General features: G+C 70.1%; 24 protein-coding genes and 2 tRNA genes. 17 read left to right on the forward strand and 9 right to left on the reverse strand.

Annotated features, from left to right (window positions below):
- Window positions 1–514 precede the first annotated feature (514 nt).
- The 3 genes from P8A20_RS23980 to P8A20_RS23990 all read left to right on the forward strand — a co-directional run bounded on the left by P8A20_RS23980 (window position 515) and on the right by P8A20_RS23990 (window position 2,878).
- Window positions 515–1,261, forward strand: coding sequence for a type 1 glutamine amidotransferase (locus tag P8A20_RS23980; RefSeq protein WP_147964102.1), 747 nt, complete (start codon window positions 515–517; stop codon window positions 1,259–1,261).
- Window positions 1,258–1,728, forward strand: coding sequence for a GNAT family N-acetyltransferase (locus tag P8A20_RS23985; RefSeq protein WP_147963436.1), 471 nt, complete (start codon window positions 1,258–1,260; stop codon window positions 1,726–1,728). The genes P8A20_RS23980 and P8A20_RS23985 overlap by 4 nt, the downstream gene beginning before the upstream one ends.
- Window positions 1,729–1,813: 85 nt before the next feature.
- A complete protein-coding gene (locus P8A20_RS23990) occupies window positions 1,814–2,878 on the forward strand; it encodes a hypothetical protein (protein ID WP_306104247.1) in 1,065 nt (354 codons plus the stop codon).
- 79 nt (window positions 2,879–2,957) lie between these two features.
- On the opposite strand, the gene P8A20_RS23995 is transcribed toward P8A20_RS23990, so the two are convergent.
- Together P8A20_RS23995 and P8A20_RS24000 are read right to left on the reverse strand one after the other, a co-directional pair.
- On the reverse strand, window positions 2,958–4,367 hold the full coding sequence (locus tag P8A20_RS23995) for an amino acid permease (protein ID WP_306104248.1): 1,410 nt from the start codon (window positions 4,365–4,367) through the stop codon (window positions 2,958–2,960).
- Between the two features lie 119 nt (window positions 4,368–4,486).
- On the reverse strand, window positions 4,487–5,878 hold the full coding sequence (locus P8A20_RS24000; protein WP_306104249.1) for an amino acid permease: 1,392 nt from the start codon (window positions 5,876–5,878) through the stop codon (window positions 4,487–4,489).
- Window positions 5,879–6,139: 261 nt separating this feature from the next.
- Between P8A20_RS24000 and P8A20_RS24005 the strand changes: the two genes are divergently transcribed.
- Complete coding sequence (locus tag P8A20_RS24005; protein WP_147961262.1) at window positions 6,140–6,733, forward strand: biotin transporter BioY; 594 nt, start codon at window positions 6,140–6,142, stop codon at window positions 6,731–6,733.
- Window positions 6,734–6,772: 39 nt separating this feature from the next.
- Here P8A20_RS24005 and P8A20_RS24010 read toward each other — a convergent pair whose 3' ends face one another.
- Window positions 6,773–8,071, reverse strand: coding sequence for an FAD-binding oxidoreductase (locus tag P8A20_RS24010; protein ID WP_306104250.1), 1,299 nt, complete (start codon window positions 8,069–8,071; stop codon window positions 6,773–6,775).
- Between the two features lie 90 nt (window positions 8,072–8,161).
- Window positions 8,162–9,601, reverse strand: a complete 1,440-nt coding sequence (locus tag P8A20_RS24015; protein WP_147963434.1) for an amino acid permease — start codon at window positions 9,599–9,601, stop codon at window positions 8,162–8,164.
- Between the two features lie 252 nt (window positions 9,602–9,853).
- Between P8A20_RS24015 and P8A20_RS24020 the strand changes: the two genes are divergently transcribed.
- Complete coding sequence (locus P8A20_RS24020; RefSeq protein WP_147963433.1) at window positions 9,854–10,342, forward strand: ribose-5-phosphate isomerase; 489 nt, start codon at window positions 9,854–9,856, stop codon at window positions 10,340–10,342.
- Between the two features lie 74 nt (window positions 10,343–10,416).
- On the forward strand, window positions 10,417–11,238 hold the full coding sequence (locus P8A20_RS24025; RefSeq protein WP_147963432.1) for an Fpg/Nei family DNA glycosylase: 822 nt from the start codon (window positions 10,417–10,419) through the stop codon (window positions 11,236–11,238).
- Between the two features lie 21 nt (window positions 11,239–11,259).
- On the opposite strand, the gene P8A20_RS24030 is transcribed toward P8A20_RS24025, so the two are convergent.
- On the reverse strand, window positions 11,260–12,492 hold the full coding sequence (locus P8A20_RS24030) for a GNAT family N-acetyltransferase (RefSeq protein ID WP_147963431.1): 1,233 nt from the start codon (window positions 12,490–12,492) through the stop codon (window positions 11,260–11,262).
- Window positions 12,493–12,597: 105 nt separating this feature from the next.
- On the opposite strand from P8A20_RS24030, the gene P8A20_RS24035 reads away from it, so the two are divergent.
- Window positions 12,598–13,743 carry a PP2C family protein-serine/threonine phosphatase gene (locus tag P8A20_RS24035; RefSeq protein ID WP_147963430.1) on the forward strand — a complete coding sequence of 382 codons (1,146 nt, stop codon included), beginning with the start codon at window positions 12,598–12,600 and terminating at the stop codon, window positions 13,741–13,743.
- A 131-nt stretch (window positions 13,744–13,874) separates the two neighbouring features.
- Here P8A20_RS24035 and P8A20_RS24040 read toward each other — a convergent pair whose 3' ends face one another.
- Window positions 13,875–15,053, reverse strand: a complete 1,179-nt coding sequence (locus tag P8A20_RS24040) for a cation:proton antiporter (protein WP_147963429.1) — start codon at window positions 15,051–15,053, stop codon at window positions 13,875–13,877.
- A 151-nt stretch (window positions 15,054–15,204) separates the two neighbouring features.
- Here P8A20_RS24040 and P8A20_RS24045 point away from each other — a divergent pair, with 151 nt between their 5' ends.
- Complete coding sequence (locus P8A20_RS24045) at window positions 15,205–15,705, forward strand: HD domain-containing protein (RefSeq protein WP_147963428.1); 501 nt, start codon at window positions 15,205–15,207, stop codon at window positions 15,703–15,705.
- Window positions 15,706–15,753: 48 nt separating this feature from the next.
- On the opposite strand, the gene P8A20_RS24050 is transcribed toward P8A20_RS24045, so the two are convergent.
- On the reverse strand, window positions 15,754–16,917 hold the full coding sequence (locus P8A20_RS24050) for an acyltransferase family protein (RefSeq protein ID WP_187282403.1): 1,164 nt from the start codon (window positions 16,915–16,917) through the stop codon (window positions 15,754–15,756).
- A 483-nt stretch (window positions 16,918–17,400) separates the two neighbouring features.
- Here P8A20_RS24050 and P8A20_RS24055 point away from each other — a divergent pair, with 483 nt between their 5' ends.
- Together P8A20_RS24055 and P8A20_RS24060 are read left to right on the forward strand one after the other, a co-directional pair.
- Window positions 17,401–17,595 (forward strand): hypothetical protein, encoded by a 195-nt coding sequence (locus P8A20_RS24055; protein ID WP_014156281.1) that lies wholly within the window; start codon window positions 17,401–17,403, stop codon window positions 17,593–17,595.
- Window positions 17,596–17,886: 291 nt separating this feature from the next.
- Window positions 17,887–18,234 (forward strand): DUF1330 domain-containing protein, encoded by a 348-nt coding sequence (locus P8A20_RS24060; protein WP_147963426.1) that lies wholly within the window; start codon window positions 17,887–17,889, stop codon window positions 18,232–18,234.
- A gap of 114 nt (window positions 18,235–18,348) precedes the next feature.
- On the opposite strand, the gene P8A20_RS24065 is transcribed toward P8A20_RS24060, so the two are convergent.
- Window positions 18,349–18,422, reverse strand: a tRNA-Gly gene (locus P8A20_RS24065).
- A 178-nt stretch (window positions 18,423–18,600) separates the two neighbouring features.
- Between P8A20_RS24065 and P8A20_RS24070 the strand changes: the two genes are divergently transcribed.
- From P8A20_RS24070 to P8A20_RS24100, 7 genes are all read left to right on the forward strand, one after another.
- A tRNA-Pro gene (locus P8A20_RS24070) sits at window positions 18,601–18,677 on the forward strand.
- A gap of 150 nt (window positions 18,678–18,827) precedes the next feature.
- Complete coding sequence (gene tig / locus P8A20_RS24075) at window positions 18,828–20,228, forward strand: trigger factor (RefSeq protein WP_147963425.1); 1,401 nt, start codon at window positions 18,828–18,830, stop codon at window positions 20,226–20,228.
- 286 nt (window positions 20,229–20,514) lie between these two features.
- A complete protein-coding gene (locus P8A20_RS24080) occupies window positions 20,515–21,120 on the forward strand; it encodes an ATP-dependent Clp protease proteolytic subunit (RefSeq protein WP_030122563.1) in 606 nt (201 codons plus the stop codon).
- A 67-nt stretch (window positions 21,121–21,187) separates the two neighbouring features.
- The gene (locus tag P8A20_RS24085) at window positions 21,188–21,871 is read left to right on the forward strand and encodes an ATP-dependent Clp protease proteolytic subunit (protein ID WP_030122564.1); all 684 of its coding nucleotides are present in this window, start codon (window positions 21,188–21,190) and stop codon (window positions 21,869–21,871) included.
- Window positions 21,872–22,027: 156 nt separating this feature from the next.
- On the forward strand, window positions 22,028–23,326 hold the full coding sequence (gene clpX / locus P8A20_RS24090) for an ATP-dependent Clp protease ATP-binding subunit ClpX (RefSeq protein ID WP_147963424.1): 1,299 nt from the start codon (window positions 22,028–22,030) through the stop codon (window positions 23,324–23,326).
- A gap of 79 nt (window positions 23,327–23,405) precedes the next feature.
- A complete protein-coding gene (locus P8A20_RS24095; RefSeq protein WP_306104251.1) occupies window positions 23,406–23,807 on the forward strand; it encodes a type II toxin-antitoxin system RelE/ParE family toxin in 402 nt (133 codons plus the stop codon).
- Window positions 23,804–24,109 (forward strand): helix-turn-helix domain-containing protein, encoded by a 306-nt coding sequence (locus P8A20_RS24100; protein ID WP_147963423.1) that lies wholly within the window; start codon window positions 23,804–23,806, stop codon window positions 24,107–24,109. Before P8A20_RS24095 ends, P8A20_RS24100 begins: the two co-directional genes overlap by 4 nt.
- A gap of 137 nt (window positions 24,110–24,246) precedes the next feature.
- On the opposite strand, the gene P8A20_RS24105 is transcribed toward P8A20_RS24100, so the two are convergent.
- A complete protein-coding gene (locus tag P8A20_RS24105) occupies window positions 24,247–25,257 on the reverse strand; it encodes a hypothetical protein (protein ID WP_147963422.1) in 1,011 nt (336 codons plus the stop codon).
- Window positions 25,258–25,334 lie beyond the last annotated feature (77 nt).

The following is a 25,334-nucleotide window of genomic DNA, read 5'->3' on the forward strand; positions in this document are numbered from 1 at the left end:
CAGCCGCGGTCTCGGCTCCGATGGCCTCACCCCTCGGTTCCGTAGCGGAGGCGGGTACAGATCCAGCCGCAGGATCGCGCTCGCCCGGCTCCAGGGAAGGAGCCTGTTCCGTCCTGGCGGCGCCACGGTCCTGCGCGGCCGGGTATTCCCGCTCGTCCGCCGCCTCTTCGTTCTGGGGCATGGTGATGGACTCCTCTGCATGAGAACTGACGGCGACGGCATCGTGCGGTTACCACAGGCACGCAGCGCGGTCCGCGGCAGTCTCCGCCCACTGGGATCTCACGGCAGGCGGGGCCGAAACAGCGAGCCGATCCTCGGCCGCCGTCCTGACCAACAGCCCACGCGGGCACGGTGGATGATGCCCACGAGGCCTGCGGCCGACGGACATGAGGCAAACCGTATCGTGCGCTTGTTCGAGGGTGATCGCTCAGGCCGGTCGGCGGTCGCGCCCGCGCCCGCCGCCGTGCGTAGGCTGGCCCCGCACCGGCGGGCGGAGGACGGCGTGGGGGTACGGATGGGCGGCACGGCGACAGCGGCCACGGCACTGGTGATCCGGAACGGACCCGGGGACGGCCCGGGCCGCTGGAAGGGCTGGCTGGAGGAACGCGGCGTCGCGGTCCGCGTGGTCCCGGCCCATGAGGGCGCGCCGCTCCCCGGCCGGCTGGAACACCAGGCGCTCGTCGTCCTCGGCGGCTGCTACCTGCCCGACGACGACGCCCGCGCGCCGTGGCTGCCCGCGACCCGCACGCTCGTGCGCCAGGCCCTCGCCGGGCGGACCCCGTTCTTCGGTATCTGCCTCGGTGGCCAGATGCTCGCCCAGGTGGCCGGCGGCGAGGTGCGCGGGGAGTACGGAACGCCCGAGTTCGGCAGCACCCGGCTCGGCCTGCGCCCCGAGGCCGGCGACGACCCGCTGTTCCAGGGGCTGCCCGCGCACCCCCGGGCCATCGAGAACCACGTGGACGCCGTCACCGCGCTGCCTCCCGGCGCACACTGGCTGGCGCACAGTGACGACTGCCCCTACCAGGCCTTCCGGGTCGGTCCCTCGGCGTGGGGCACGCAGTTCCATCCGGAGGCGACGGCAGCGGGTGTCCTCCGGTGGGACCCCGTCCGGCTCTCCCGGCACGGCGCCCCCGCCCCGGAGGTGCTGCACGCCCGAGCCCTGCGCGACGAGCCGGCCACCACCGCCGTCTGGCGCACCGTGGCCCACCGCTTCGCCGACGTGGTGACCTCGGCCGCCGTGGGAGCGGGGCGGAGCCGATGACGTACGTACGGGAGGGGCGGCCCGAGGAGACCGCCGCGCTGACCGGACTGGCCCTGCGGTCCAAGGCGCACTGGGGGTACGACGAGGCGTTCATGGCCGCCTGCCGCGACGAACTGACGGTCACTCCGGACGACATGGCGCACGGACGCACGGTGGTCGCCGAGGAGGGCGGACGCGTCCTGGGCTTCACCACCCTGGCCGGGGAACCGCCCGAGGGCGCCCTGGCCATGATGTTCGTCGAGCCGGACACCATCGGCCGGGGCGTGGGGCGGCTGCTGTTCGAGCACACCGTGGCGCGGGCGCGCAGTTCCGGGTTCGTACGGCTCACCATCGACGCCGACCCGAACGCCGAGCCCTTCTACACGGCGATGGGAGCGGTACGGATCGGATCGACGCCGTCGGGTTCAGTGCCGGGCCGGAGGCTGCCGCTGCTGGAGCTCGGCCTCGTCCGGCGGCGGGCGGGCTGAGGGCACGACCCCGGCGGACGGCCGGGGCGCACCGTGTGTGAAGGTGTCCTCCTGCCCGAGCCACGCACGTATTACGGGGGTTGACGTGAGCCAGGTGCTGTACGGCGAGCGGTCCTGGAATCCGCTGGCGCAGACCGTGGAGCTGACCGAGGAGCGGCTGCGGAGGGGAGGCAGGACCACACCGCTGGACGAGCTGAACCTCGGCGCCATGGCCGAGGCGTACCTGCGCGGTCACTGGCTGGGAGGCGGTGGGGCGGAGCGCCCGCTGGACCGGCTCGCCGAGGGCTCCGGGATCGTCCCGCTCACCCGCGTCACCGGCACCACCACCCCGCTGAAGACACGGGAGGCTGCCGCCTTCGCCCGGGCGTTCGGCGAGTTGGCGGTCCGGCGCTGCGGTGGGCCCGGGCAGGTGGCCGCCCTGGCGGACCGGGCACGCGTCGAGGGCGTACCACTGTGGATCGCGCGGAGGCTCGCGGGCGGACCCGCCGGGCCGGTCGCCGTCGCCGTGGACCGGCGGCTGGTGCGCGTGGACGTGTGGGGCCCGTACGCCCCCGCCGTACGCGTCCGCGCGCCCCGGGGCTTCCAGGGCGACGCCCCTGACCCGTCGAAGGGCTTGCGCCTGACGGTCGGTGAGGCCACGGCGGACCTCGTGCTCAGGAAGAAGCTGCGCAGGTCCAGAAGCGCGGTGGAGGTGCGGCTGCCAGGAACGCACTGGGTGCTGCGGCGGGAGAGCGCCACGAGTTCGTGGCTGCTGCGTGACGGTCGGCGCGTCGCCCTGCTGGCCCGCCCGCCGCGCCTGGCCCGCACGCCGGACAACGTGCTGAGGCCGCTGTCCCCGGTGCACTACGAGGCCGACGACCCGCTGGACGCCGTCATGGCCCAGGCCTTCGCCGTCACCTTCGGCATCGGCGACACGACCGGTACCGCACGGTTCCGGTCGGAGCGGCACACGGACGGCGGCGGCGGTGAGCCGGTGGCCGGCGACGTGTCCTGGGACCGCCCCTGGTTCAGCAACCTCGGCAACAGCCGCGAGGACAACGAGTCCGGCGGCGGCGACGGCTGGGGCGCGGACGGCGGCGACGGCGGGGATTCCGGCGGCGGTGGTGGGGACGGCGGCGGCGGTGACGGCGGAGGCGGCGGGGGCGACTGACGGCGGCACCTCGCCACGGGCGGGCCGCCGTCCTCGTCCGCGCACGGTGGCCGCCGGGCGTGTGGCGGCCACGGAAGCGTCAGGCGTCCGGCCCGAGCCCCGCCCGCTTCTGCCGCACCGCACCGATCGCGATCAGCACCGCCGTCAGCGCCCCGGTCGCCAGCAGCTGGTCCCGGGTGTCGGGCTGGCGCAGCATCAGGACGAAGATGCCGGCCATCGCCACCAGCGCCACGATCGTCAGGACCGGGAAGAGCCACATCCGCACGACCAGGCTCTCCGGGGACTCGCGCTCCGTCCGCCTGCGCAGGATCAGCTGCGAGACCGCGATGAAGATCCAGACGACCAGGATCACCGCGCCGATCATGTTGAGCAGCCAGGGGAAGACGTCCTCGGGACGCCAGTAGCTGAGCAGCACGCACAGGAAGCCGAACACCGAGGAGGCGAGCACGGCGTTGCGCGGGACACCGGAGGAGATCCTGCCGAGGACCTTCGGCCCCTGACCACGGGCTACGAGGGAGCAGGCCATGCGCGAGGAGCCGTAGATGTTGGCGTTCATCGCGGACAGCAGGGCGACCAGGATGACCACGTTCATGATCTCCGCGGCGCCGCCGATGCCCAGGTGGTCGAGCATCGCGTAGAACGGGCCGACCTCGGCGACCTGGGGGTCGTCCCACGGCACGAGGGTCACGATGACCGCCATCGAGCCGATGTAGAAGACGGCGATGCGCCACATCGCCGTACGCACCGCCTTGGCGACACCCCGCACCGGGTTCTCGGACTCGGCCGCCGCGATGGTGACGGTCTCCAGGCCTCCGTACGCGAAGACGGAGGCGAGCAGACCGATGATGAGCCCCTCCGAACCGTTCGGCATGAAGCCGCCGTCCCCGGTGAGGTTCGACGTGCCGGGGGAGTCCGTGCCGGGCAGTACACCCAGGATCGCGAGGAGACCAAGCACCAGGAACAGGGTGATCGCGATGACCTTGAGGGCGGCGAACCAGAACTCGAACTCACCGAAGTTCTTCACGGCGGCCAGATTCGTGCCGAGGAAGATCACCATGAACAGGGCGACCCAGACCCACTCCGGTGTGCCGGGCAGCCAGCCGGTGACGATCTGCGCGGCGCCGATGCCCTCCAGCCCGACGGCGACACAGAGCAGCACCCAGAACGACCACCCGGCGGTGAAGCCCGCCCAGGGGCCGATCGCCCGTTCCGCGTGGACGGAGAAGGAGCCGGAGGCGGGATTGGCCGCCGACATCTCGCCGAGCATCCGCATCACGAACATGACCAGCAGTCCGGAGATGCCGTACGCGACGACGATCGAGGGACCGGCCGCGGCGATGCCCGCACCCGAGCCCACGAAGAGCCCGGCTCCGATCACACCGCCCAGGGCGATCATCGAGAGGTGGCGCTGCTTGAGTCCGTGGGTGAGCGCGGAGTCGGCGGCGGGGGAGGTGGCGTCCGTGGGGGGCGGCGCGGAGGTCCGGGACATGGACAGGCTCTGTTCACTGGTCGGGACAGGGGTCGGGCCACAGTCTGGGCACGGGTCCCGCCCAGGGGGAACGGACGTCCGCTATACGGTCACCAGGCTCACACAAGGTGCGCACCTGCCTACGGCCTCGTGCGCAGCTCCCGTACGACGGCGACGAGCAGCACGAGACCGGTGGCGCCCGCCGACCACAGCACCTGAGGACGGGCCGCGTCATCGGTGAGCATCAGCAGCAGGACGGCCAGCAGACCGGCCAGGGTCACCCAGGTCAGATAGGGGAAGCACCACATCCGCAGCGTCAGGGCGCCCGGCGCCTCCCGCTCCAGCCGGCGCCGCAGCCGCAGCTGGGAGGCGGCGATCAGGCCCCAGACGAACAGCAGGACCGCCCCGACCGAGTTGAGCATGTGGAGGAACACGGTGTCGGGCCACCGCAGATTGAGCAGGACGGAGACGAACCCGAAGGCCACCGAGGCGAGCACCGCCCTACGGGGCACACCGCCGCCCTGCCCGCCGGACACCTTCAGCAGCCCCCGCGGTGCCTCCCCGCGCTCGGCCAGCGAGAAGATCATCCGGGACGAGCCGTACAGATTGGCGTTGAGCGCCGAGAGCAGCGCCACGAACACCACGATGTTCATGATCTGCCCGGCCGACGGCACCCCGATCGAGTCCAGGACCTTCACGTAGGGGCTGAGACCGGCCTGCTGCGCGGTCCACGGCAGCACGGTCACGATCACCAGCATCGAGCCGACGTAGAAGAAGAGGATGCGCACCACCGCGCTGCGCACCGCGCGGCCCACGGCACGCGCCGGATCGTCGGTCTCGGCCGCCGCGATCGTCACGACCTCCAGCCCGCCGAAGGCGAACACCACGGTGAGCACCCCGGACACCACGCCGTCCCAGCCGTTGGGCAGGAAACCGCCCTGGCCGGTGAGGTTCGTCAGCCCCATCGGACCGGTGTCGGGCAGGACGCCGAGGACGGCCAGCAGACCGAGCACCAGGAAGACCACGATCGCGCCCACCTTCAGCGCGGCGAACCAGAACTCGAACTCACCGAAGTTCTTCACGGCCGTCAGGTTGGCCACCGTGAACACCACCATGAACAGCAGCACCCACAGCCACTGATCGACCGCGGGTACCCAGCCGTGGGCGATCTGCGCGGCGGCCGTCGCCTCCACGGCGAGGACCACCACCAGCAGGAACCAGTAGAGCCAGCCCACGCTGAATCCGGCCCACCGGCCCAGCGCCCGCTCCGCGTGGACGGAGAACGACCCGGAGGCGGGCATCGCCGCCGACATCTCGCCGAGCATCCGCATCACCAGCATCGCGAGCGCGCCCGCGATCAGATACGAGACGACGACGGCGGGCCCGGCGACCGCGATCCCGGCGCCCGAACCGACGAAGAGCCCGGCACCGATCACCCCGCCCAGGCCGAGCATCGTCAGATGGCGCTGTTTCAGACCGGGGGCCAGGGGCTCGGACGGAACGGGGGAGTGCGTGGGGGGCGCGTCGTGCATGAGCTGCGGATCACTCTCGGATCATTTATGGGGAACCTACAGTCTCACGGGGCGGCGCCCCTTCCCGAACCGAGGGCCGCGTACACCTCTGCCTCCGTGACCAGCATCACGCCGAGGGATTGTTGCGCGACGCTCTTTGTGTGAACCCGACCAATCCCGCAACCGCCGCTTTGTGGGCGGCTGATGGTGATGGAGGGATATCGCGTCGGCTAACGTCGCTTCAGTCCGTCCCTGCTTGCCGACCTCACCCGCGGAGTCCCGATGAGTACTGCTGCCGCCCCCGCCCGTTCCGGAGCGGTCCTCGCCGACCTGCTGCCCGTAGCCCGGCACCGCTACGCCGTGGACACCGCGCTGGTCGTCGGTGGTGCCGCACTCACGGGCATCGCGGCCCAGATCGCGGTGCCCGTCCCCGGCTCCCCGGTCCCCGTCACCGGCCAGACCTTCGCCGCGCTGCTCATCGGCACCGCGCTCGGCGCCCGCCGCGGATTCCTCTCCCTCGCCCTGTACACGCTCGTCGGCATGGCAGGCATGCCGTGGTTCTCCGAGGGCACGTCCGGCCCGGGCGGCGCGTCCTTCGGCTACGTCCTCGGCATGCTGCTGGCCGCCACGGTCGTCGGTGGTCTCGCCCGCCGGGGCGGTGACCGGTCCGTCCTGCGCACCGCGGGCACGATGGCGGTCGGCTCCCTCGTCATCTACGCGGTCGGCGTGCCGTACCTGGCGCTCTCCACGGGTATGTCGATGAGCGCCGCCGTCGCGGCCGGCCTCGTGCCGTTCCTGGTCGGCGACGCACTCAAGGCCGCGCTTGCCATGGGCGCGCTGCCCGCCTCCTGGAAGCTGGCGGGCCGCCGAGGCTGACACCGGGTCACCGGGCGTCGTCACCGACGCCGCCCCAGTTCACCCGGCGTCGCCCCCTGCGCCGTAGGCACCACCGAAGAGGCTCGCCGGGTCGTGACGCGACACCAGACCGGCGAGCCTCTCGCGTGTCCCGGGGCCGTGGAGGCCGCCGGTGCGGTCCCCGCCGCCGAAGGAGAAGTTCAGCGCACGGCCCAGGCCGTGGGGCGCCGTCTCCGCGGCGGCCTTCGAGAACAGGTCCCGTGCGGCGGCCACGTCGGTCCCCGCCGTCATCGCCAGCAGCCGCAGCAGGAAGCCCGCCTCCCGGTGCGGCACCGCGTTGTCGACCGGGGGCGGCGAAGTCAGGGCGCCGCCCAGGTGGTTCAGCTGGACCACCGTCATCATCGGGGCACCCGGCCCGGTCAGCTCCAGCACCCGCGCCGCGCTCCCGGCGTCCAGTTCGCGCAGCATCAGCCCTTCGCCGTAGTAGGCGTGCGGGAACGGCGGATCGCTGTGAATGGTGTGGCTCTCCGTGTACGGCATCTCCCGCAGCGAGTCCGAGAGCGCGGGGCCGATGGCCCGCAGCGGCGCCACCAGCGCCTCGCCGTCCGTGGCGGAGCCGGTGTACGCCACACGCACCGAGACGACGTACCGCCCCCGCAGGGCGTCCGGCATCTGCGGGACGTCGGGGTGGCGCAGCGCCGCGAGCGACGAGGTGCAGGTGTCCGGCACGGTCCGGGTCCACTCCAGGTAGCGCCGCAGCACCTCCGGTGCGGAGTCCCCGTCGAAGGCCAGCGAGCCGCCGTACAGCCGCTCCACGGCCACCAGGCCGATCTCCAGCTCCGTGACGACGCCCAGCCGGTGGCCGCCGCCCCGCAGACCCCAGAAGAGGTCCGGTTCGGTGTCCGGGGTGACACGGCGCAGGACACCGTCGGCCGTCACCACGTCCAGCGCGCGCACAAGGTCGGCCGCGTAGCCGAACTCCCGGCCCAGGATCCCCAGACCGCCGCCCAGGGTGTAGGAGACGGCGCCGACGCCCGGCGCCGATCCGTTCAGCGGGGCGAGTCCGTGCGGGGCGGCTGCCCCGACGACCCGTCCCCAGGTCGTGCCGGCCCCGATGCGCGCGGTGCGGCGCTCCGGATCGATCTCCACGGTGTCCATCCGGCGGGTGTCGATCAGCACCCCGCCCTCGACCGGGCCCGGCAGCCCGTGGCCGGTCGCGCGGACGGCCACGGACCGGCCGTGTGCGGCGGCGTCCCGGACGGCGTCCCGGACGTCGGCGGCCCCGCCGGCCTCCACGAGGAGATCGGGACGGATGGCGAAGCCGGTCTGGAAACTCCCGGCCGTGGGTGTGGCTGTCATGACGAAGGCTCTCCGTTCGCTCGCGGGATCGCGTGGCGAGGGAGAGCCTTCCGGGTATACCTGACACCTGCCGTCAGGTATCCGTACCGATCACTCGACCGGTGTCGCCGCCTTCCGGTTGCGCGCGTCCCGCACCAGCGAGACGGCCACGACCAGGGCGGCGACCAGCAGCGAGAGGAGCACCTGCTCGCGCCCGGCGTCGTCGGTCAGCATGTAGACGAGGACGAAGGAGATCATCGCGATCGTCGCCCAGGTCAGATACGGGAAGAGCCACATCCGGACGACGAGCTTCTCGGGCGACTCGCGCAGGATGATCCCGCGCATCCGCAGCTGGGTGAAGCAGATCACCAGCCACACGAACAGGGCGACCGCGCCCGAGGAGTTCAGCAGGAACGCGAACACCGTGTCGGGCCACTGGTAGTTGAAGAACACCGCCACGAAGCCGAACACGACGGAGGAGAGGATCGCCGCCTGCGGCACGCCCCGCTTGTTCACCGTGGAGAACGCCTTCGGCGCGTCCCCCCGCTGTCCGAGCGAGAACGCCATGCGCGAGGCGGTGTAGAGGCCGGAGTTGAGACAGGACAGCACGGCCGTCAGCACGATGACGTCCATGACCTGCCCGGCGTGCGGGATACCGATGACGTTGAGCGCGGCGACGTACGAACCGTCCTCGACGATCGAGGGGTCGTTCCACGGCAGCAGGGTGAGGACGACGAAGATCGAGCCCAGGTAGAAGATGGCGATACGCCAGATCACGCTGTTGGTCGCCTTGGAGACGGCGCGGCGCGGGTCCTCGGACTCACCGGCGGCCAGCGTCACGATCTCGCTGCCCATGAAGGAGAAGACGACCATCAGCACACCCGTGAGGATGGCCCCCGGCCCCTCGGGGAAGAACCCGCCGGTGTCCGTGAGGTGGGCGAGGCCCGACCCCGCGTGGTCCGACCCCGGCAGGACGCCGAAGACGGCGAGCAGACCGACGACGACGAACGCGCCGATCGCCACGACCTTGATCCCGGCGAACCAGAACTCGAACTCACCGTACGAGCCGACGGAGACCAGGTTGGTCGCCGTCAGGACCACCATGACGATCAGGGCCCAGGCCCACTGCGGGACGCCGGGTACCCAGCTCTCCAGGATCTTGGCACCCGCCGTGGCCTCGACGGCGAGCACCACGACCCAGAAGAACCAGTACAGCCAGCCGATGGAGAAGCCGGCCCAGCGGCCCAGGGCCTGGTCGGCGTAGGCGGAGAAGGAACCCGAGCTCGGCCGGGCGACCGCCATCTCGCCGAGCATTCGCATGACAAACACGACCATGAGGCCGACCAGCGCGTACGACAGGAGGATGGCCGGTCCCGCCGCGGCGATGCCGGCTCCGGAGCCGACGAAGAGGCCCGCCCCGATCACGCCGCCGATGGCGATCATCGAGAGGTGACGGTTCTTGAGACCTGCCTGAAGCCCGTCCGGGGAATCGGGCTTACCCGGCTCGCCGGGCTGTTGGCCCGGTCCGGCCAGAGTCGTCTGCGACGTCATGGATCGAATCCTTACGTTTTCTGATCACGTGTGTCGGTATTGCTTGCTTCAGCAGGGGTGGTGCGAAGGCAAGGCCACGCATTCAAGCCCGATCGGCACCAGAAGCGGAACCCCTTAATCCGGTTCCTTGACCCGATCGTTGCCCGAGTGGCACGGCACACAGGTCCGGACCTGAACCGGCCCCCCGGGAAACCCCGGCGGCTCCGACCCCGCTGACGATTACCCCGCCCGGTCCGTGCCACACTTCGCACCATGCGCGTGTACCTCGGCTCCGACCATGCCGGCTACGAACTGAAGAACCACCTCGTCGAGTGGCTCGCGGCCCACGGCCACGAGGCCGTCGACTGTGGTCCCCACATCTACGACGCCCAGGACGACTACCCGCCGTTCTGTCTCCGCGCCGCCGAGCGGACGGCAGCGGACAAGGACAGCCTCGGCATCGTCATCGGCGGCTCCGGGAACGGCGAGCAGATCGCCGCGAACAAGGTCAAGGGCGTCCGCGCCGCGCTCGCCTGGAGCGAGCAGACCGCCGCGCTCGGCCGCGAGCACAACGACGCCAACGTGGTGGCCATCGGCGGCCGGATGCACACGGTGGAGGAGTCCACGAAGTTCGTCGAGATCTTCCTGGCCACGCCGTACTCGGGTGAGGAGCGTCACACCCGCCGCATCGAGATGCTCTCGGCGTACGAGAACACCGGCGAGCTCCCCGCGATCCCGGCCCACCACCCCCAGCAGGGCTGAACCGCCCGCACCCGCTTCCTCCGTGCCGCCGGGCTCCCGCCCGGCGGCACGGGCGCGTCACCAGGAGACATGCCGTGCCCGAGGGGCATACGATCCACCGCCTCGCCGCCGACCACCGCGAGCGGTTCGCGGGCCGCCCGGTGCGGGTGAGCAGCCCCCAGGGGAAGTTCTCCGACAGCGCGGCACTGCTGGACGGGCGGACCCTCACGGGTGTCGACGCCCACGGCAAGCACCTCTTCCTGGGCTTCGAGGGATCGGCCTGGGTCCACATCCACCTCGGCCTCTTCGGCAAGCTCGGCTTCGGTACGGTCCCCGCGCCTCCGCCCACCGACACCGTCAGACTGCGCCTGCTCAACGACGCCCACCACGCCGATCTGCGCGGCCCCACCACCTGTGCCCTGATCACCGGCCCCGAGAAGCGGGCGATACACGACCGGCTCGGCCCAGACCCGCTGCGCGCGGACGAGGACGGCGAACGGGCCTGGCGGCGGATCTCCCGCAGCCGCGTCACCGTCGCCGCCCTGCTGATGGACCAGAAGGTCGTCGCGGGCGTCGGGAACGTCTACCGCGCCGAGGTCCTCTTCCGGCACGGCATCGACCCGTACCGCGCGGGCAAGGACCTCACCCGGGCCGAGTGGGACGCGATCTGGGCCGACCTCGGCGTCCTGATGCGCGAGGGCGTGCGGAACAACCGGATCGACACGGTCCGCCCCGAGCACCTGCCGGAGGCCATGGGCCGTCCCCCGCGGGTCGACGACCACGGCGGCGAGGTGTACGTCTACCGCCGCGCCCGGCAGGCCTGCCACATCTGCGGCGCCGAGATCCGCACGGCGGACCTGGCGGCCCGCAACCTCTTCTGGTGCCCGGCCTGCCAGCCCTCCGCGGCGGGCAGGTAGGCAGGCCGGGATACGCCGGTATCAGAAACCGTGCGGGCACCACGGCTGGGCGTCCGAGCCGAACGCCAGGGAGGTCTCGGCCAGCGCGCCCTCCCGCAGTTCGCGCACCGCCCCGGCCGCCGCCAGCGTCGTCAGCGACACCCCACCCAGATACGCGGCACCCAGTTCGTTCACCGACAGGGCCAGTTCGGGCCCGTCGTCCGTCCGCCGGCAGGTGGCCGTGCCCTTCGCGTCGGCGGTCAGCCGCCAACGCCCCGCGTTCCACGGGCAGAAGGCGTCCTCCACCTCCAGCACCACGTCGACCGGGGCCCGGTAGGACCGGGCCTCCAGCGCCGCGCCCAGTTCGACCAGCCGCACGTACAGCCCGTCCCGCACCCGCACCTCGCAGCGCCGGACGTCCGAGACCAGCCGGAGCAGCGCGTCGTCCACGGGCCGGCTGCCGCACTCGACCACCGAGGTCAGGTCGATCCCGAACAGGAAGCGCCACAGGGCCGCGTACGACGCGGGGTCGAGCGCCGCGAGGTCGCGCACCGCGACCGTCCCCTTGGGCACGGCGCCGTCCCAGCCGGGCCGCAGATGGAACGTGACGTACCCCGTGACCTCGCCGTCCCGCTCCGCGAGCACGCACTGGAGCGGAGAGCCCCCGCCCCGGGAGCTCTCCGGGTCGCTCACCGGCACCCTCTCCCAGCCCGGCTGCCGCACCAGGGTGCCCGGCCGGTCCGGCGCCACGCGCGCGTACACGGCCTCGCAGGCGTCGAGCGCCTCCTGGGGGGACGACCGGCGCACCCGCACCCCGTCCGTGCCCGGCGGCAGCGCGAGGCCGACCTGGGAGCTGTCGATCCGCAGGTTCGCCTCCGCCGACGCCGCGCCGTAGCCGAACCTGCCGTAGATACCGGGCTCCGACGCCGTCAGCACCGCGAGCGGCTCACCCCACGAGCGGACGTCGTCCAGCTGGCGCCGCATCATCGACGTCAGCAGGCCCTGCCTGCGGTGCGTCGAGGCGACGCTCACCATCGTGATCCCCGCGGCCGGCACCGCCGCCCCGCCGGGCACGGTCAGCCGGAAGCTGTACGCACCTGCCGTACCGACGCATTCGGCACCGTCCCAGAGCCCCAGCGCCCGCTGCGGTTCGGCCAGTGCGGCGTACAGCTCGCGGGACTCCGGGGAGAGGGGGACGCCGCCGAACGCCAACTCGATACAGCCGAGCCAGGAGTCCCATTCCGTGGCCGACAATGTGCGCAAATCCGTGTTCATGAGCCCTGCTTATCAGGGGCGCGTGGCCCGGGGCGACCTGGTTTCGAACACATTGGCACCGGGTCCCCCTGCACCGGAGGCCGTCGGGTGGATAAAGTCCCGACAATGGCACGTCGCAGTGGGGCAGAAACCTTCACCGCCCGGTGGCGCAGATCCGCGCACCGGGCGCGCATCGCGCTGCGCCGGTCCGGGGTCGACTACTTCCGTGGCGACGGATCCGACTGGATAGCCCTGGCCGGACTGCTGATCATCATTCCGGTGATCACCTGCACCACGCTGCTCAACCCGGTCTGGTGCTCCCCGACCGCCCTGGCCCTGCCGATCGTGGCGGGCGGTCTCCTGCTGAGGCCGGCCAGTCTGCTGAGTCTCTACGCCACGGCCGCCGCCGCCCTGATCGTCGAGTCCATCGCCCTCGGCCCCTACGCGGACGGGCCCGCCCGGGTCACACCGGGCACCGTCCTGGTCGTCGCGGCCTGCGGATTCTTCGGACTCGTCCTCGCCCAGTTCCGTGCCAGGGTCGGGGTGCCGTGGCGACGCGGCGGCACGATGCTCTTCGACCTGCGCGAGCGGATCCGGGTCCAGAGCGCCCTGCCGCGGCTGCCCGAGGGCTGGCACCGGGAGATGGCACTGCGCCCCGCGGGCGGCCAGTCCTTCTCGGGCGACTTCGTCGTCGCCGCCCGTACCAACGGCGGGCGCACCCTGGAGGTCGTCCTCACGGACGTCTCCGGCAAGGGCATGGACGCCGGTTCCCGCGCCCTGCTCCTGTCGGGCGCCTTCGGCGGCCTCCTCGGCTCCCTCCCGCCGCACGGCTTCCTGCCCGCAGCCAACGGCTATCTGCTGCGCCAGGACTGGGACGAGGGCTTCGCCACCTCGATCCACCTCGTCCTGGACCTGGAGTCCGGCGACTACGAGATCCTCTCCGCCGGCCATCCCCCCGCGCTGCAACTCCACGCGGGCAACGGCCTGTGGGAGGAGAAGGCGGCCGAAGGCCCGCTGCTCGGCGTGTACGACGGAGCACAGTTCGACGCCGTGAAGGGCTCGCTGGCCCCCGGGGACGTCCTGATGCTCTTCACCGACGGCCTGGTGGAGGCGTCCGACCGGGACATCGCGGAGGGCATCGACCGGCTGACCGGCGAGGCCGACCGCTACGTCGCGACGGGCTTCGAGGGCGCGGCCTGGCATCTGATCGAGGCCTGCGCGAAGGACGTCAACGACGACCGCGCCCTCCTGCTGCTCTCCCGTCGCGGCTGAACCGTACGGAAGCGGTCGAAAACGTACAGGCGTCAATTTCCGGGCCCTGCAATCACCCGAAGGTGGAGCGGAACCGCAGGGCGTCATCCCGGGTGCGCGGCCAGGACCTCCGCACCCGGGTCGGCCGCCCCTCAGACCGGTACCGCCTCTTTCTCGGTCTCCTTGTCCCGCGTGCGCCCTCCGGGGAGGATCCGGGCGAGCCAGTGCGAGCGGCCGGCCGCCAGCGGCGACAGGACCGCGAGCAGGAGCACGTACCCGGCGATGAACGGCGAGAGCCGCTCGTCCAGGCCCGCGCCCGCCGCCATCGTGGCGAGGATCAGGGCGAACTCACCGCGCGCCAGCAAGGTGGTGGAGACGTTCGCCGTGGCCTTCGGACCGAAGGCGTAGATCTTGGCCGTGGCCATTCCGGCGAAGACGTTCATCAGCACGGTCACCGCGACGGCGGCCAGCACCGGCCACAGCACGCTGGGCAGGTCGCCCGGGTTGATGGAGAGTCCGAAGGCGAAGAAGAAGATCGCTCCGAACGCGTCCCGCAGCGGATGGACCAGCTTCAGGATGCGGGTGCCCGAAGTGGTGCTGCCCAGCATCAGGCCGACCATGAACGCGCCGATCGCGTCGGCGACCCCGAACCACTCCGACACCCCGGCCACGAAGACGGCGACACCGAGGAAGGAGATGACGAGGAGCTCGTCGTCCTTGGTGTTCATCAGCTTGCCGACGAGTTTCGTGCCGAACCGGGCCATCAGGGCGAGCAGCAGCAGGAAGCCGAAGGCCTTGCCGCCGTCGAGCACCGCGGCCCCGAGGCTGTCCGCGCCGGACAGGATCGGCTGCAGCGCGGCGAGATAGAGGGCGAGGAAGACGTCCTCGACGACGATGATGCCGAGGATCGGCCGGGTCTCCGGGTTGCCGATCCGGCCGAGGTCGACCAGGACCTTCGTGACGATGGCCGACGACGAGATGCCGAGCACACCGGCCAGCACCAGCGCTTCCGAGGTGCCCCAGCCCAGCGCGAAGCCGAAGCCGAGACCGGCGCCGACGTTCAGGGCGAGATAGGTGCCGCCGGCGAGCGCCATCTTGCGCCCGCCCTTCTTCAGGTCGTCCAGGTGGAACTCGAGGCCGAGGTAGAAGAGCAGCAGGACCAGGCCGAGCGCGGAGAGCATCTCCAGGTCGTGGGGGTCGTCGAGGAGGACGACCCCGGGGGTGTGCGGGCCGAGGAGTATCCCGGCGAGGATGAAGAGGGGGATGGTCGGCAGTCCGATGCGGCCGCCGACGCGGGCGAGGACGGCGGCGGCGAGGAACGCGCCCCCCATGGCGATGAGCGTGTCTGCGTGTCCGATGAGCCTGTCTCCTTCTTTCGGTCAAGAGCGCGTCAAGGAATCGTCAGTAATTAGTTTACCGAACGATCAGGGGTGCACTCGTGGAACCGTCGGAGGAGATGACGACCGGGCGTACAGTCGGCCCATGCCGACGCCGTATCTGACCCTGTCCCAGGTGGAGACGATCGCCCGCGAGGCCCATCACGGGCAGACCGACAAGGCGGGGCGCCCGTACGCCGAGCACCTGGCCGCGGTGGCCGAGGGCGTACGGATCCGGGGCGGCAGCGAGGAGCAGATCGCCGCCGCCTGGCTGCACGACGCGGTCGAGGACGGCGCGCTGTCCCGGCGGTGGCTGGAGGACGCCCCGCTGTCCGGGCGGGTAAAGGAAATGGTCCTCGCCGTCACCAAGCGGGACGGCGAGGACCTCTTCGCGTACACCGGGCGGATTCTCGCCACGCCCGGAGCGCTGCTGATCAAGGAGTCGGATCTGGCGCACAACGCGGACCCCGACCGGCTCGCGGTCCTGGAGCCGGCGACCCGTACCCGTCTGACCGAGAAATATGCGCAGGTACGCGGCCTGCTGGGGCTCGGCGGGGGCGCCGGGCCGGTCGAACGACGGGATCAAGCCAACCCCGCCACGGGCTGACGTGCTGAGGGACCGGCCCCCGGGGAGAGGGGGCCGATCCGGACAGGCTCAGCGCTCGGCGGGGGACCTGCGGAACGCCCACTTCATGTCCGGCTCGGTCGCGAAGCGCATGACGCGCCGGACCGGCGGGGTGCAGAGCAGGGTCACGGCGACGGCCGCGACCAGGGAGACGAGGACGAGCCCCACGGGGCCGGAGAGCCATTCGTTGTGCTCGAACAGGCCGTAGTAGTCAGCGGCCCTGATCAGGAAGCCGTGCAGCAGGTAGCCGCAGATGGTCCCGGCACCCAGCGCGGTGAACCACATGTGGCGGCGGGGGACCCAGGCGAGGAACGCGAACGTGAGCAGCAGCGCGCATCCGAACATGGCCAGGGTCATCACGGGCCCCGTCCACCACTGGAAGTCCATCTCCTGCGCGCTGTTGCTGCGGTAGAACCAGCCCAGCCGCATGTGCGGCGCGGCCCAGTAGGCGAAGGCGAGGGCACCGGCGGCCAGCGGCACGGCCAGCAGCCGCACCTCGCGTCGGCGGATCAGCTGGAAGTGCTCCGGCTTCATCAGCAGACCGAGCACGAAGAACGGCAGGAGCTGGCAGACGCGCTGCAGGTCCAGGTCGTCACCGATCTCGGGGGACACCGAGGCGAGCATGGCGATCACGAGCGCTACGGGCAGCGGGTGGCGCAGGGACTGCCAGATCGGTGTGGTGACACGCCAGATGAACAGGGCGATCAGGAACCAGGTGAGGAACAGCGGGTCGAGCAGGCTGATGGGGGCGTCGTCCACGCCGCCCGCATAGCGCTTGAAGAGCGAGTACGCCGTCTCGAAGAGCACATAGGGCACGACGACCCCGGTGACGAGACGCTTCACCTTGGCCGAGCTCATGTCGAACGAACGGGAGAAGTAGCCGGAGACGAGGATGAACGCCGGCATGTGGAACGTGTACACGAACATGTACAGCGCTCTGGTGACCCGGCTGCCGTCCATCACCGGTTCCCAGGCGTGAGCCACGGCGACGAGCACGATCGCGAGGTACTTCACATTGTCGAAGTACGCGTCGCGGTGCTTGGCCGGAGCGGGTGCACCGGTGCGGTCCTGAGCGGTCCGTGAAGCGGCGGCGGGGGCGCGCTCGACCGTCAGCACCTGCTCACGTCTCGGCTCCGACTCCCGGCTCTCCGGGGTGATCGGGGCCCTTTGAATTTCGCTCGGAGCTTTGGACATCTGCTGCACCTTAGACCCGTCGATCGGCACGCGTAAAACTCGCTAGAAATACCGCGTGTTCCCGGTCATTCGAATGCGAAACCACCCATGAGTGCCCGTTACGTACTGATTCATCCACCTTAAACAGGGCATATAGGTGGCTGGTTGGCGAGAGTGAATTTCGTCGCACGAACTCCTGGCAAATCGCTGTGAATGAAGTGTGGGGATATGGAAACGATCACATCGACCGTTATTCGAACTGCCCTGCGCACAGCGGGTGCACAGCTTTGCCGTCCGCGCCCGCGCCGCCCCCGTGACGCCACGGCGCACGCCCGGTCACGCCCGGGCGCGCGCGGGCGCGGAGGATGGCGTGATCCGGTCGTTTCCCTCCTTCACCCGGCAGCATCAGCAGGGGAGTTGGTGGCACGATGGGCGCGACGGAGGTGTGTGCCGGCCGCATGCCACCGGGCCGGCAAGGCGGACCGACCAAGGGTGTGATCAGTCGTGGCCATTTCACTGTCTGTGGTGCTTCTGCTGGGGGTCGTCCTGGTGGTGCTGATCCGCGGTGGGTCGATCAAGGGCGGGCCGGCGGTCGTCGCCGTGCTGTTCGGCTTCTTCCTGGCGTCGACGGGCATGGCGCCGTCGATCAACAGATTCATGAACTCGATAGCCGACACGCTGAACCAGATCAGCTTCTGAGGAGTCACACGGAAGTGCCCGGCCCGGCAGGCGACCGCCCGTCGGGTCCTACGCACGGGCGAACGGCGGCGGAACCCCTCCGCCCCGTCGGCGCGGGCGGCCGAACCCCTCCGCCCCGTCGGCGCGTTCGCGGCAGCGGGGCGGGTGCGCGGTTTGTGAGCGCCTCGAACTCGCCCGGGCCGCACCGCCGTTCCGCCTCGGGCGGACCTCCTTACCCGCCGGGTAATCGAACCCGGGGAGCGGACCTGCCAGGCTCCGGAGCGACGCAGCCCCGCCGACCGGAAGGACGCCATGCCCGCCTACGCCATAGCCCACCTGCAGGACGCCGCCCCGCACCCGGAGATCGCCGAGTACGTCGAGCGGCTACCCGCCACCTTCGAGACGTACGGCGGCAGCTTCCTGGTGCACTTCATGCCGCACGAGGTGAAGGAGGGTGCCTGGCCGGGAAGTGTCGTGGTGCTCGGCTTCCCCGGGATCGCCGAGGCGCGGGCCTGGTGGGACTCTCCCGAGTACCAGGAGATCGCGCCGTTGCGCTCTCGGCACATCGAGGGCGACATCATCCTGGTCGAGGGCGTCCCCGACGGCTACGACCCGGCCGCCTCCGCCAGGGCGGTGCGGGACGCGCTGCCTCACGCGTAGCGGCCGGCGCCGAGCCGCAGGCCCTCGCCCGTGACCTGTGCCACACGTGCGAAGTGCCACGCGAAACACCCAGGGCCGGGCGGAGGAAAAATCCTCCGCCCGGCCCTGGGCCGTTGGAGCGGGCGACGGGAATCGAACCCGCGTAGCTAGTTTGGAAGACTAGGGCTCTACCATTGAGCTACGCCCGCAGACACCGCGTCACCGGACCGGAAAGGCCCGGCGGAACTCGGTACGCACAGCATCGTAGCGGGTCGGGGATGGTGTCCGCACACCCGTATCGGCGTGCCCCCGTGACGGGCTCGGTGACGGCCCGTGCAAAGCGGCCGACGCAGCGCTCGTCGGCATGTACCCTACGTGTCGCACCGACGGGGTGTGGCGCAGCTTGGTAGCGCGTCCGCTTTGGGAGCGGAAGGTCGTCGGTTCGAATCCGGCCACCCCGACCACCAGCAAGATCGCATTGTGGGAGTCCTCCACCTTGCCGTTACTATGCAAATTGCGTGCCCGTGTGTCTGATGTACCGGGCTCGATCCGCGAAGCCGCCTCTCGGCGGCCCAGCAGAACCCCAAGAAGTCAGCCACCAAGGAGACCGAACCGTGAAGAGCGCCGTGGAGACCCTGAACCCGACTCGGGTTCGGCTCAGCATCGAGGTGCCCTTCGAGGAGCTCAAGGACAGCCTCGACGCGGCGTACAAGAAGATCAACCAGCAGGTCACGGTGAAGGGCTTCCGTAAGGGCAAGATCCCGAACCGCGTCATCGACCAGCGGTTCGGCCGTGGTGCTGTGCTGGAGGAGGCCGTCAACGACGCCCTTCCGAAGTTCTACACCGAAGCTGTCAACGAGGGTGAGCTCAACGTTCTGGGCCAGCCCGAGGTCGACATCACCGAGCTCAAGGACGGCGAGCTGCTGGCCTTCACCGCCGAGGTGGACGTCCGTCCCGAGATCGAGATTCCGGACTACTCCGGCATCGAGGTCACCGTGGACGCACTCGAAGTCACCGAAGAGGACGTCGACAAGGCCGTGGAGCAGCTCCGCGAGCGCTTCGCGTCCACCAACCCGGTCGAGCGCGCCGCCGCCGAGGGCGACGTCGTGACCATCGACCTGGAGGCCAAGGTCGACGGAGAGGTCCTCGAGGACGGCGTGGCCGCGGGTGTCTCGTACACCATCGGTTCCGGCGAGCTCCTCGACGGCATCGACGAGGCCGTGACCGGCCTGGAGGCCGGTGGCGAGGCCACCTTCACCTCCGAGCTGAAGGGCGGCTCCGCCGAGGGCAAGGAAGCGGAGGTCACCGTCAAGGTCACCGCCGTCTCCGCCCGCGAACTGCCCGAGCTGGACGACGACTTCGCGCAGATGGCGAGCGAGTTCGACACGCTCGCCGAGGTCCGCGAGGACAGCCGCAAGCGCCTCGAGAACACCAAGCAGTACGACCAGGCCACCCAGGCCCAGGAGCGCGTCCTCGAGGAGCTGCTGAAGCTGGCCGAGGTCCCGATCCCCGAGAAGCTTCTCGCGGACGAGGTCCAGACCCGCAAGCACAACCTCGAGCACCACCAGCTCGGTCAGATGGGTCTCGACCTGGAGAAGTACCTCGAGATCCAGGGCAAGACCCTGGAGGAGTTCGAGAACGAGACCTCCGAGCAGGCGATCAAGGGCATCAAGACCCAGTTCATCCTTGACGAGCTCGTCAACAAGGAGAAGCTGAACGTCAACCAGGAGGAGCTCACCGAGCACCTCATGCGGCGTGCGGCTTCCTCCGGCATGAGCCCCGACCAGTTCGCCCAGGCCGTCGTCGAAGGCGGCCAGGTGCCGATGCTCGTCGGCGAGGTCGCCCGCGGCAAGGCGCTCGCCGTCGTCGTCGAGGCCGCCAAGGTCACGGACACCAACGGTGAGATCGTCGAGCTCGAGGACGAGGAAGAGGCAGCGGACGAGGCCGCCGAGACGGTCGAGGCCGCCGAGGGCACCGAGAAGGCTGAGGAGAAGGACGAGAAGAACGAGGCCTGAGCCCCGTTCAGCTCGCTGACCTGATCCACGCGGCGGGCCCCGGACGTACCACGTCCGGGGCCCGCCGTCGTATCGGCCCGCGCCCGGGGGAGGTACCCGGGAACCCTTGTGCGGACTGCTCACCTTGCGCTCCCAGCGAACAGTTGGGGAACCGGGATGGCGTTGTCCCACCTGCGCGTTAGGGTCCATGAATAGGAAGGGTCGGGTAGTCCCGGCCCGCCCGGTACGAAGACGCTGAGACGGCCGGAGCCGTCAGAGACGAGCAGGTGGATACGTGACGAATCTGATGCCCTACGCCGCCGGAGAGCCGTCCCTCGGTGGAGGCCTCGGTGACCAGGTCTACAGCCGACTGCTCGGCGAGCGCATCATCTTCCTCGGTCAGCAGGTCGACGATGACATCGCCAACAAGATCACCGCACAGCTTCTGCTCCTTGCCGCGGAACCCGACAAGGACATCTACCTCTACATCAACAGCCCCGGCGGCTCGGTGACGGCAGGCATGGCGGTCTACGACACCATGCAGTACATCCCGAACGACGTGGTCACCATCGGTATGGGCATGGCGGCCTCGATGGGCCAGTTCCTGCTCACCGGTGGCACTGCGGGCAAGCGCTTCGCGCTCCCCAACACCGACATCCTCATGCACCAGGGTTCGGCCGGCATCGGCGGTACCGCCTCGGACATCAAGATCCAGGCGCAGTACCTGCTCCGTACGAAGACGCGGATGGCGGAGATCACCGCCCACCACTCCGGCCAGACCGTGGAGACGATCATCCGCGACGGCGACCGCGACCGCTGGTACACCGCCGAGGAGGCCAAGGACTACGGCCTCATCGACGAGATCATCACGGTCGCGTCGGGCATCCCGGGCGGCGGCGGCACCGGCGCCTGATCCGGGCGTGCACCACCCCGCACCCTCTCGTACGCCGAGACCTACAGCCCACAGATACGCCACCAGGATGGTGAAGACCCACATGAACAACTTCTCCGGCGCCTCCGCGAGCGGCCTCTACACCGGCCCGCAGGTGGACAACCGCTACGTCGTCCCGCGCTTCGTGGAGCGCACCTCGCAGGGCGTGCGTGAGTACGACCCGTACGCGAAGCTCTTCGAGGAGCGCGTGATCTTCCTCGGAGTCCAGATCGACGACGCCTCGGCCAACGACGTCATGGCGCAGCTGCTGTGCCTGGAGTCGATGGACCCGGACCGTGACATCTCGATCTACATCAACAGCCCCGGCGGCTCGTTCACCGCGCTCACCGCGATCTACGACACGATGCAGTTCGTGAAGCCGGACATCCAGACGGTCTGCATGGGCCAGGCCGCCTCCGCCGCCGCGGTCCTGCTGGCCGCGGGCACCCCGGGCAAGCGCATGGCGCTCCCGCACGCCCGTGTGCTGATCCACCAGCCGTCCTCGCAGACCGGCCGTGAGCAGCTCTCCGACCTGGAGATCGCGGCCAACGAGATCCTGCGGATGCGCACCCAGCTCGAGGAGATGCTGGCCAAGCACTCCACCACCCCGCTGGAGAAGATCAGCGAGGACATCGAGCGCGACAAGATCCTTACCGCCGACGACGCACTCGCGTACGGTCTGGTGGACCAGATCGTCTCCACCCGTAAGACCACCGCAGGCGCGTCGGTCTGACGTCGGTCTTTCCCCTTGGCACATTCCGTCCGCACGGCCCCGGCCGTGTGAACCGTGCCAAGGGGGGCCCGAACGGGGGGCCAGGCAAGGTACCGTCGGATAGAGGCACCAGGAGCCGCTGAACCAGGCTGCTCCCAGGCGAAGGGGAAGCACCTCGTGGCACGCATCGGTGATGGCGGCGACCTGCTCAAGTGCTCGTTCTGCGGAAAGAGCCAGAAGCAGGTGAAGAAGCTCATCGCGGGACCCGGTGTGTACATCTGCGACGAGTGCATCGATCTCTGCAACGAGATCATCGAGGAGGAGCTCGCCGAGACCTCCGAGGTGCGGTGGGAGGAGCTCCCCAAGCCGCGCGAGATCTACGAGTTCCTCGAGGGGTACGTCGTCGGGCAGGAGCCCGCGAAGAAGGCCCTCTCGGTCGCTGTGTACAACCACTACAAGCGGGTCCAGGCCGGCGAGAACGGCGGCGGTTCGAATCGCGACGACGCCATCGAGCTCGCCAAGTCGAACATCCTGCTGCTGGGCCCCACGGGCTCCGGCAAGACACTCCTCGCACAGACGCTGGCCCGCATGCTCAACGTCCCGTTCGCCATCGCGGACGCGACGGCGCTGACGGAGGCCGGCTATGTCGGCGAGGACGTCGAGAACATCCTGCTGAAGCTGATCCAGGCGGCCGACTACGACGTCAAGAAGGCCGAGACCGGGATCATCTACATCGACGAGATCGACAAGGTCGCCCGCAAGAGCGAGAACCCGTCGATCACCCGTGACGTCTCCGGCGAGGGCGTCCAGCAGGCCCTGCTGAAGATCCTGGAGGGGACCACCGCCTCCGTACCGCCGCAGGGTGGACGGAAGCACCCGCACCAGGAGTTCATCCAGATCGACACGACGAACGTCCTGTTCATCGTCGGCGGCGCCTTCTCGGGCCTGGAGAAGATCATCGAGTCGCGGGCCGGCGCCAAGGGCATCGGCTTCGGCGCGACGATCCGCTCCAAGCTGGAGATCCAGGCGAGCGACCAGTTCCAGGAGGTCATGCCGGAGGACCTGGTGAAGTTCGGGATGATCCCCGAGTTCATCGGCCGTCTGCCCGTGCTGACCTCGGTCCACAACCTGGACCGCGAGGCACTGCTCCAGATCCTGATCGAGCCGCGCAACGCGCTGGTGAAGCAGTACCAGCGCCTGTTCGAACTCGACGGCGTGGAGCTGGAATTCGAGCGGGAGGCCCTCGAAGCCATCGCCGACCAGGCGATCCTCCGCCAGACGGGCGCGCGCGGCCTGCGCGCCATCATGGAAGAGGTCCTCCAGTCCGTGATGTACGACGTGCCGTCCCGCAAGGACGTGGCCCGCGTGGTCATCACCCCGGACGTCGTCCGCAACAACGTCAACCCGACGCTGGTCCCGCGCGAGCCGCGCACGATCGGCAAGAACGACGGCGGCCGCCACGAGAAGTCCGCGTAGCGGCGACGACCACGCGCACGCGAAGGGGCGCCCGGCCGACGGCCGGGCGCCCCTTTTCTTGACCCGTCAGCATTAGTCAGTGCTAATATTTCTCACTGTGGACGGTCCGTACGAACTCAGATTCTTCGCAGATGTCCTGGACTGGATTCATGCGCTGGCCAAGGAGGATCCGGATAGTCACGATCACGTCATAGCCGCCTTGGAGCGCCTCCAGGAGGCTGGTCCGGCGTTACGGCGACCGACGGTCGGGGCGATCGAGGACAGCCGGTACCGCAACATGCGTGAGCTCCGTCCACGCAACGGCAGCACGGTAAGTATCCGGATGCTCTTCGTTTTCGATCCGGTACGACGAGCTGTGTTCCTCGTCGCGGGAAACAAGGCGAGCGGGCGGCAGTGGGCAGCCTGGTACCCCAAGGCGATCAGAGAAGCCGATGCCAAGTACATGGCTTACCTTGAAGCTCTGAAGGAGGAGGACGGATGAACCTCGGCAGCATGGCCGACCTCGCGGCTGACATCACACCGGAGAAGCGCGCCCGCATCGATGCGATCAAGAGCGAGATGGTCGACGCGGAGCGGGGCCACGAGCTGGCTTCCCTCCGGAAGGCGCAGGGGCTGACCCAGGTCCAGGTGGCGAAGGCCATGGGCGTGACTCAGGGGCGGATCAGTCAGATCGAGCGTGGTGGCGTGCGTCTGGACACATCGACGATGTCGGCCTACCTGCACGCAATCGGAGGCGAGCTGACGATACTGGCGACGGTCGGAAACCTGTCCGTGAAGCTCTGATTCGCCGCGCACTCGTTCCCGCGCGATCGGCAAGAACGACGGCGGCCGTCACGAGAAGTCCGCGTAGCGGCGACGAGAACGACGCGCACGCGAAGGGGCGCCCGGCCGACGGCCGGGCGCCCCTTCGGCGTCGAGGGTCAGACCTTGGTGCGGGAGGTGTTGTAGAGCTTGGCGGCCAGGCCGGCCACCTCGTCCTGCGTCATGGACTTGTTGGTCATCGCCGCGCCGATGTCGACGCCCACGACCGCCGCGACGGTGCTGTAGTCGGCCCAGATGCAGACAGGCATCAGCATCTCCTTGGGGCCTCCTGCCGCGGTGCCGTCGGCCTCGTCGTTGACCACCTTCATCTGCTGGCACTTCATGAGTGCGCCCTCGAAGCCCTCGGGTGTGACGCTCTCGGGGCTGCCGACCAGAGTGGCCTTGCCCTCGTTGTCGCTCTGGGCCATCCCGATCTTGGCCTGGGTGAACATGCCGTCGAGGGCCTTCGCCGGGTCGGAGACCTCGCCCCAGTTGCCGAAGAGCATCAGCATCTTGGTCGTGAGGGGGTTCTTGTCGAGGTCGCCGCTCTGGTACTGCGCCTGGGCCTTGTGGGCGTCCTTGATGCCCAGGGCCTCGGCCTCGGTCTTCTCCTTGCTCGTCATCGTGTCCGACGACGAGTCGCTGTCGCTCTTCTTGTAGTCGCCCACCGAGGCGGCCGGCGTGATCTTGTAGCCCTTGGTCGAGTCGGCCACGTCACCGTTGCCGCCGCCCGAGGTGAGGAAGTACACCCCGCCCGCGACCACGGCCAGCGCGACCACGGCCGCGCCGATGATCAGGCCCGTCTTCTTCTTCGGGGCGCCCGGCTGAGGCGGCATGCCGGGGTACGCCTGCTGGCCGCCGTACGGCGGGGTGGGCGGCTGCTGGCCGTAGGGGCCCGGCTGCTGGCCCTGCGGGTAGCCGTAGCCCTGCGGGGGCTGCTGCTGCGGCGGGACGCCCTGGGGGGCCTGCTGCGGGTAGCCGTAGCCGGGCTGGCCCTGCGGCGGACCCTGCGGGGGCTGGCCGCCGTAAGGGCCGGGCTGCTGTCCGTACGGACCCGGCTGCTGTCCGTACGGTCCGGGCTGGCCCTGCGGCGGCTGGCCGCCGTACGGGCCCGGCTGGTTGTAGCTCATGGTGCTGTCCCCTCCGAATGCTTATGCGTTCCGAACATCCTGACGGAAACGGCGCCCACTCAGGTCACCCAGGTGCA

The organism is Streptomyces sp. Alt3 (genome assembly GCF_030719215.1).
Classification (GTDB): Bacteria; Actinomycetota; Actinomycetes; order Streptomycetales; family Streptomycetaceae; genus Streptomyces; species Streptomyces glycanivorans.

Coding starts and splice junctions, on each gene's coding strand:
- P8A20_RS23980 (WP_147964102.1), top strand. CDS start 515: ATGGGCGGCACGGCGACAGCGGCCACGGCACTGGTGATCCGGAACGGA.
- P8A20_RS23985 (WP_147963436.1), top strand. CDS start 1,258: ATGACGTACGTACGGGAGGGGCGGCCCGAGGAGACCGCCGCGCTGACC.
- P8A20_RS23995 (WP_306104248.1), bottom strand. CDS start 4,367: ATGTCCCGGACCTCCGCGCCGCCCCCCACGGACGCCACCTCCCCCGCC.
- P8A20_RS24000 (WP_306104249.1), bottom strand. CDS start 5,878: ATGCACGACGCGCCCCCCACGCACTCCCCCGTTCCGTCCGAGCCCCTG.
- P8A20_RS24005 (WP_147961262.1), top strand. CDS start 6,140: ATGAGTACTGCTGCCGCCCCCGCCCGTTCCGGAGCGGTCCTCGCCGAC.
- P8A20_RS24010 (WP_306104250.1), bottom strand. CDS start 8,071: ATGACAGCCACACCCACGGCCGGGAGTTTCCAGACCGGCTTCGCCATC.
- P8A20_RS24015 (WP_147963434.1), bottom strand. CDS start 9,601: ATGACGTCGCAGACGACTCTGGCCGGACCGGGCCAACAGCCCGGCGAG.
- P8A20_RS24020 (WP_147963433.1), top strand. CDS start 9,854: ATGCGCGTGTACCTCGGCTCCGACCATGCCGGCTACGAACTGAAGAAC.
- P8A20_RS24030 (WP_147963431.1), bottom strand. CDS start 12,492: ATGAACACGGATTTGCGCACATTGTCGGCCACGGAATGGGACTCCTGG.
- P8A20_RS24035 (WP_147963430.1), top strand. CDS start 12,598: ATGGCACGTCGCAGTGGGGCAGAAACCTTCACCGCCCGGTGGCGCAGA.
- P8A20_RS24040 (WP_147963429.1), bottom strand. CDS start 15,053: ATGGGGGGCGCGTTCCTCGCCGCCGCCGTCCTCGCCCGCGTCGGCGGC.
- P8A20_RS24045 (WP_147963428.1), top strand. CDS start 15,205: ATGCCGACGCCGTATCTGACCCTGTCCCAGGTGGAGACGATCGCCCGC.
- P8A20_RS24050 (WP_187282403.1), bottom strand. CDS start 16,917: ATGTCCAAAGCTCCGAGCGAAATTCAAAGGGCCCCGATCACCCCGGAG.
- P8A20_RS24060 (WP_147963426.1), top strand. CDS start 17,887: ATGCCCGCCTACGCCATAGCCCACCTGCAGGACGCCGCCCCGCACCCG.
- P8A20_RS24080 (WP_030122563.1), top strand. CDS start 20,515: ATGCCCTACGCCGCCGGAGAGCCGTCCCTCGGTGGAGGCCTCGGTGAC.
- P8A20_RS24085 (WP_030122564.1), top strand. CDS start 21,188: ATGGTGAAGACCCACATGAACAACTTCTCCGGCGCCTCCGCGAGCGGC.
- P8A20_RS24100 (WP_147963423.1), top strand. CDS start 23,804: ATGAACCTCGGCAGCATGGCCGACCTCGCGGCTGACATCACACCGGAG.
- P8A20_RS24105 (WP_147963422.1), bottom strand. CDS start 25,257: ATGAGCTACAACCAGCCGGGCCCGTACGGCGGCCAGCCGCCGCAGGGC.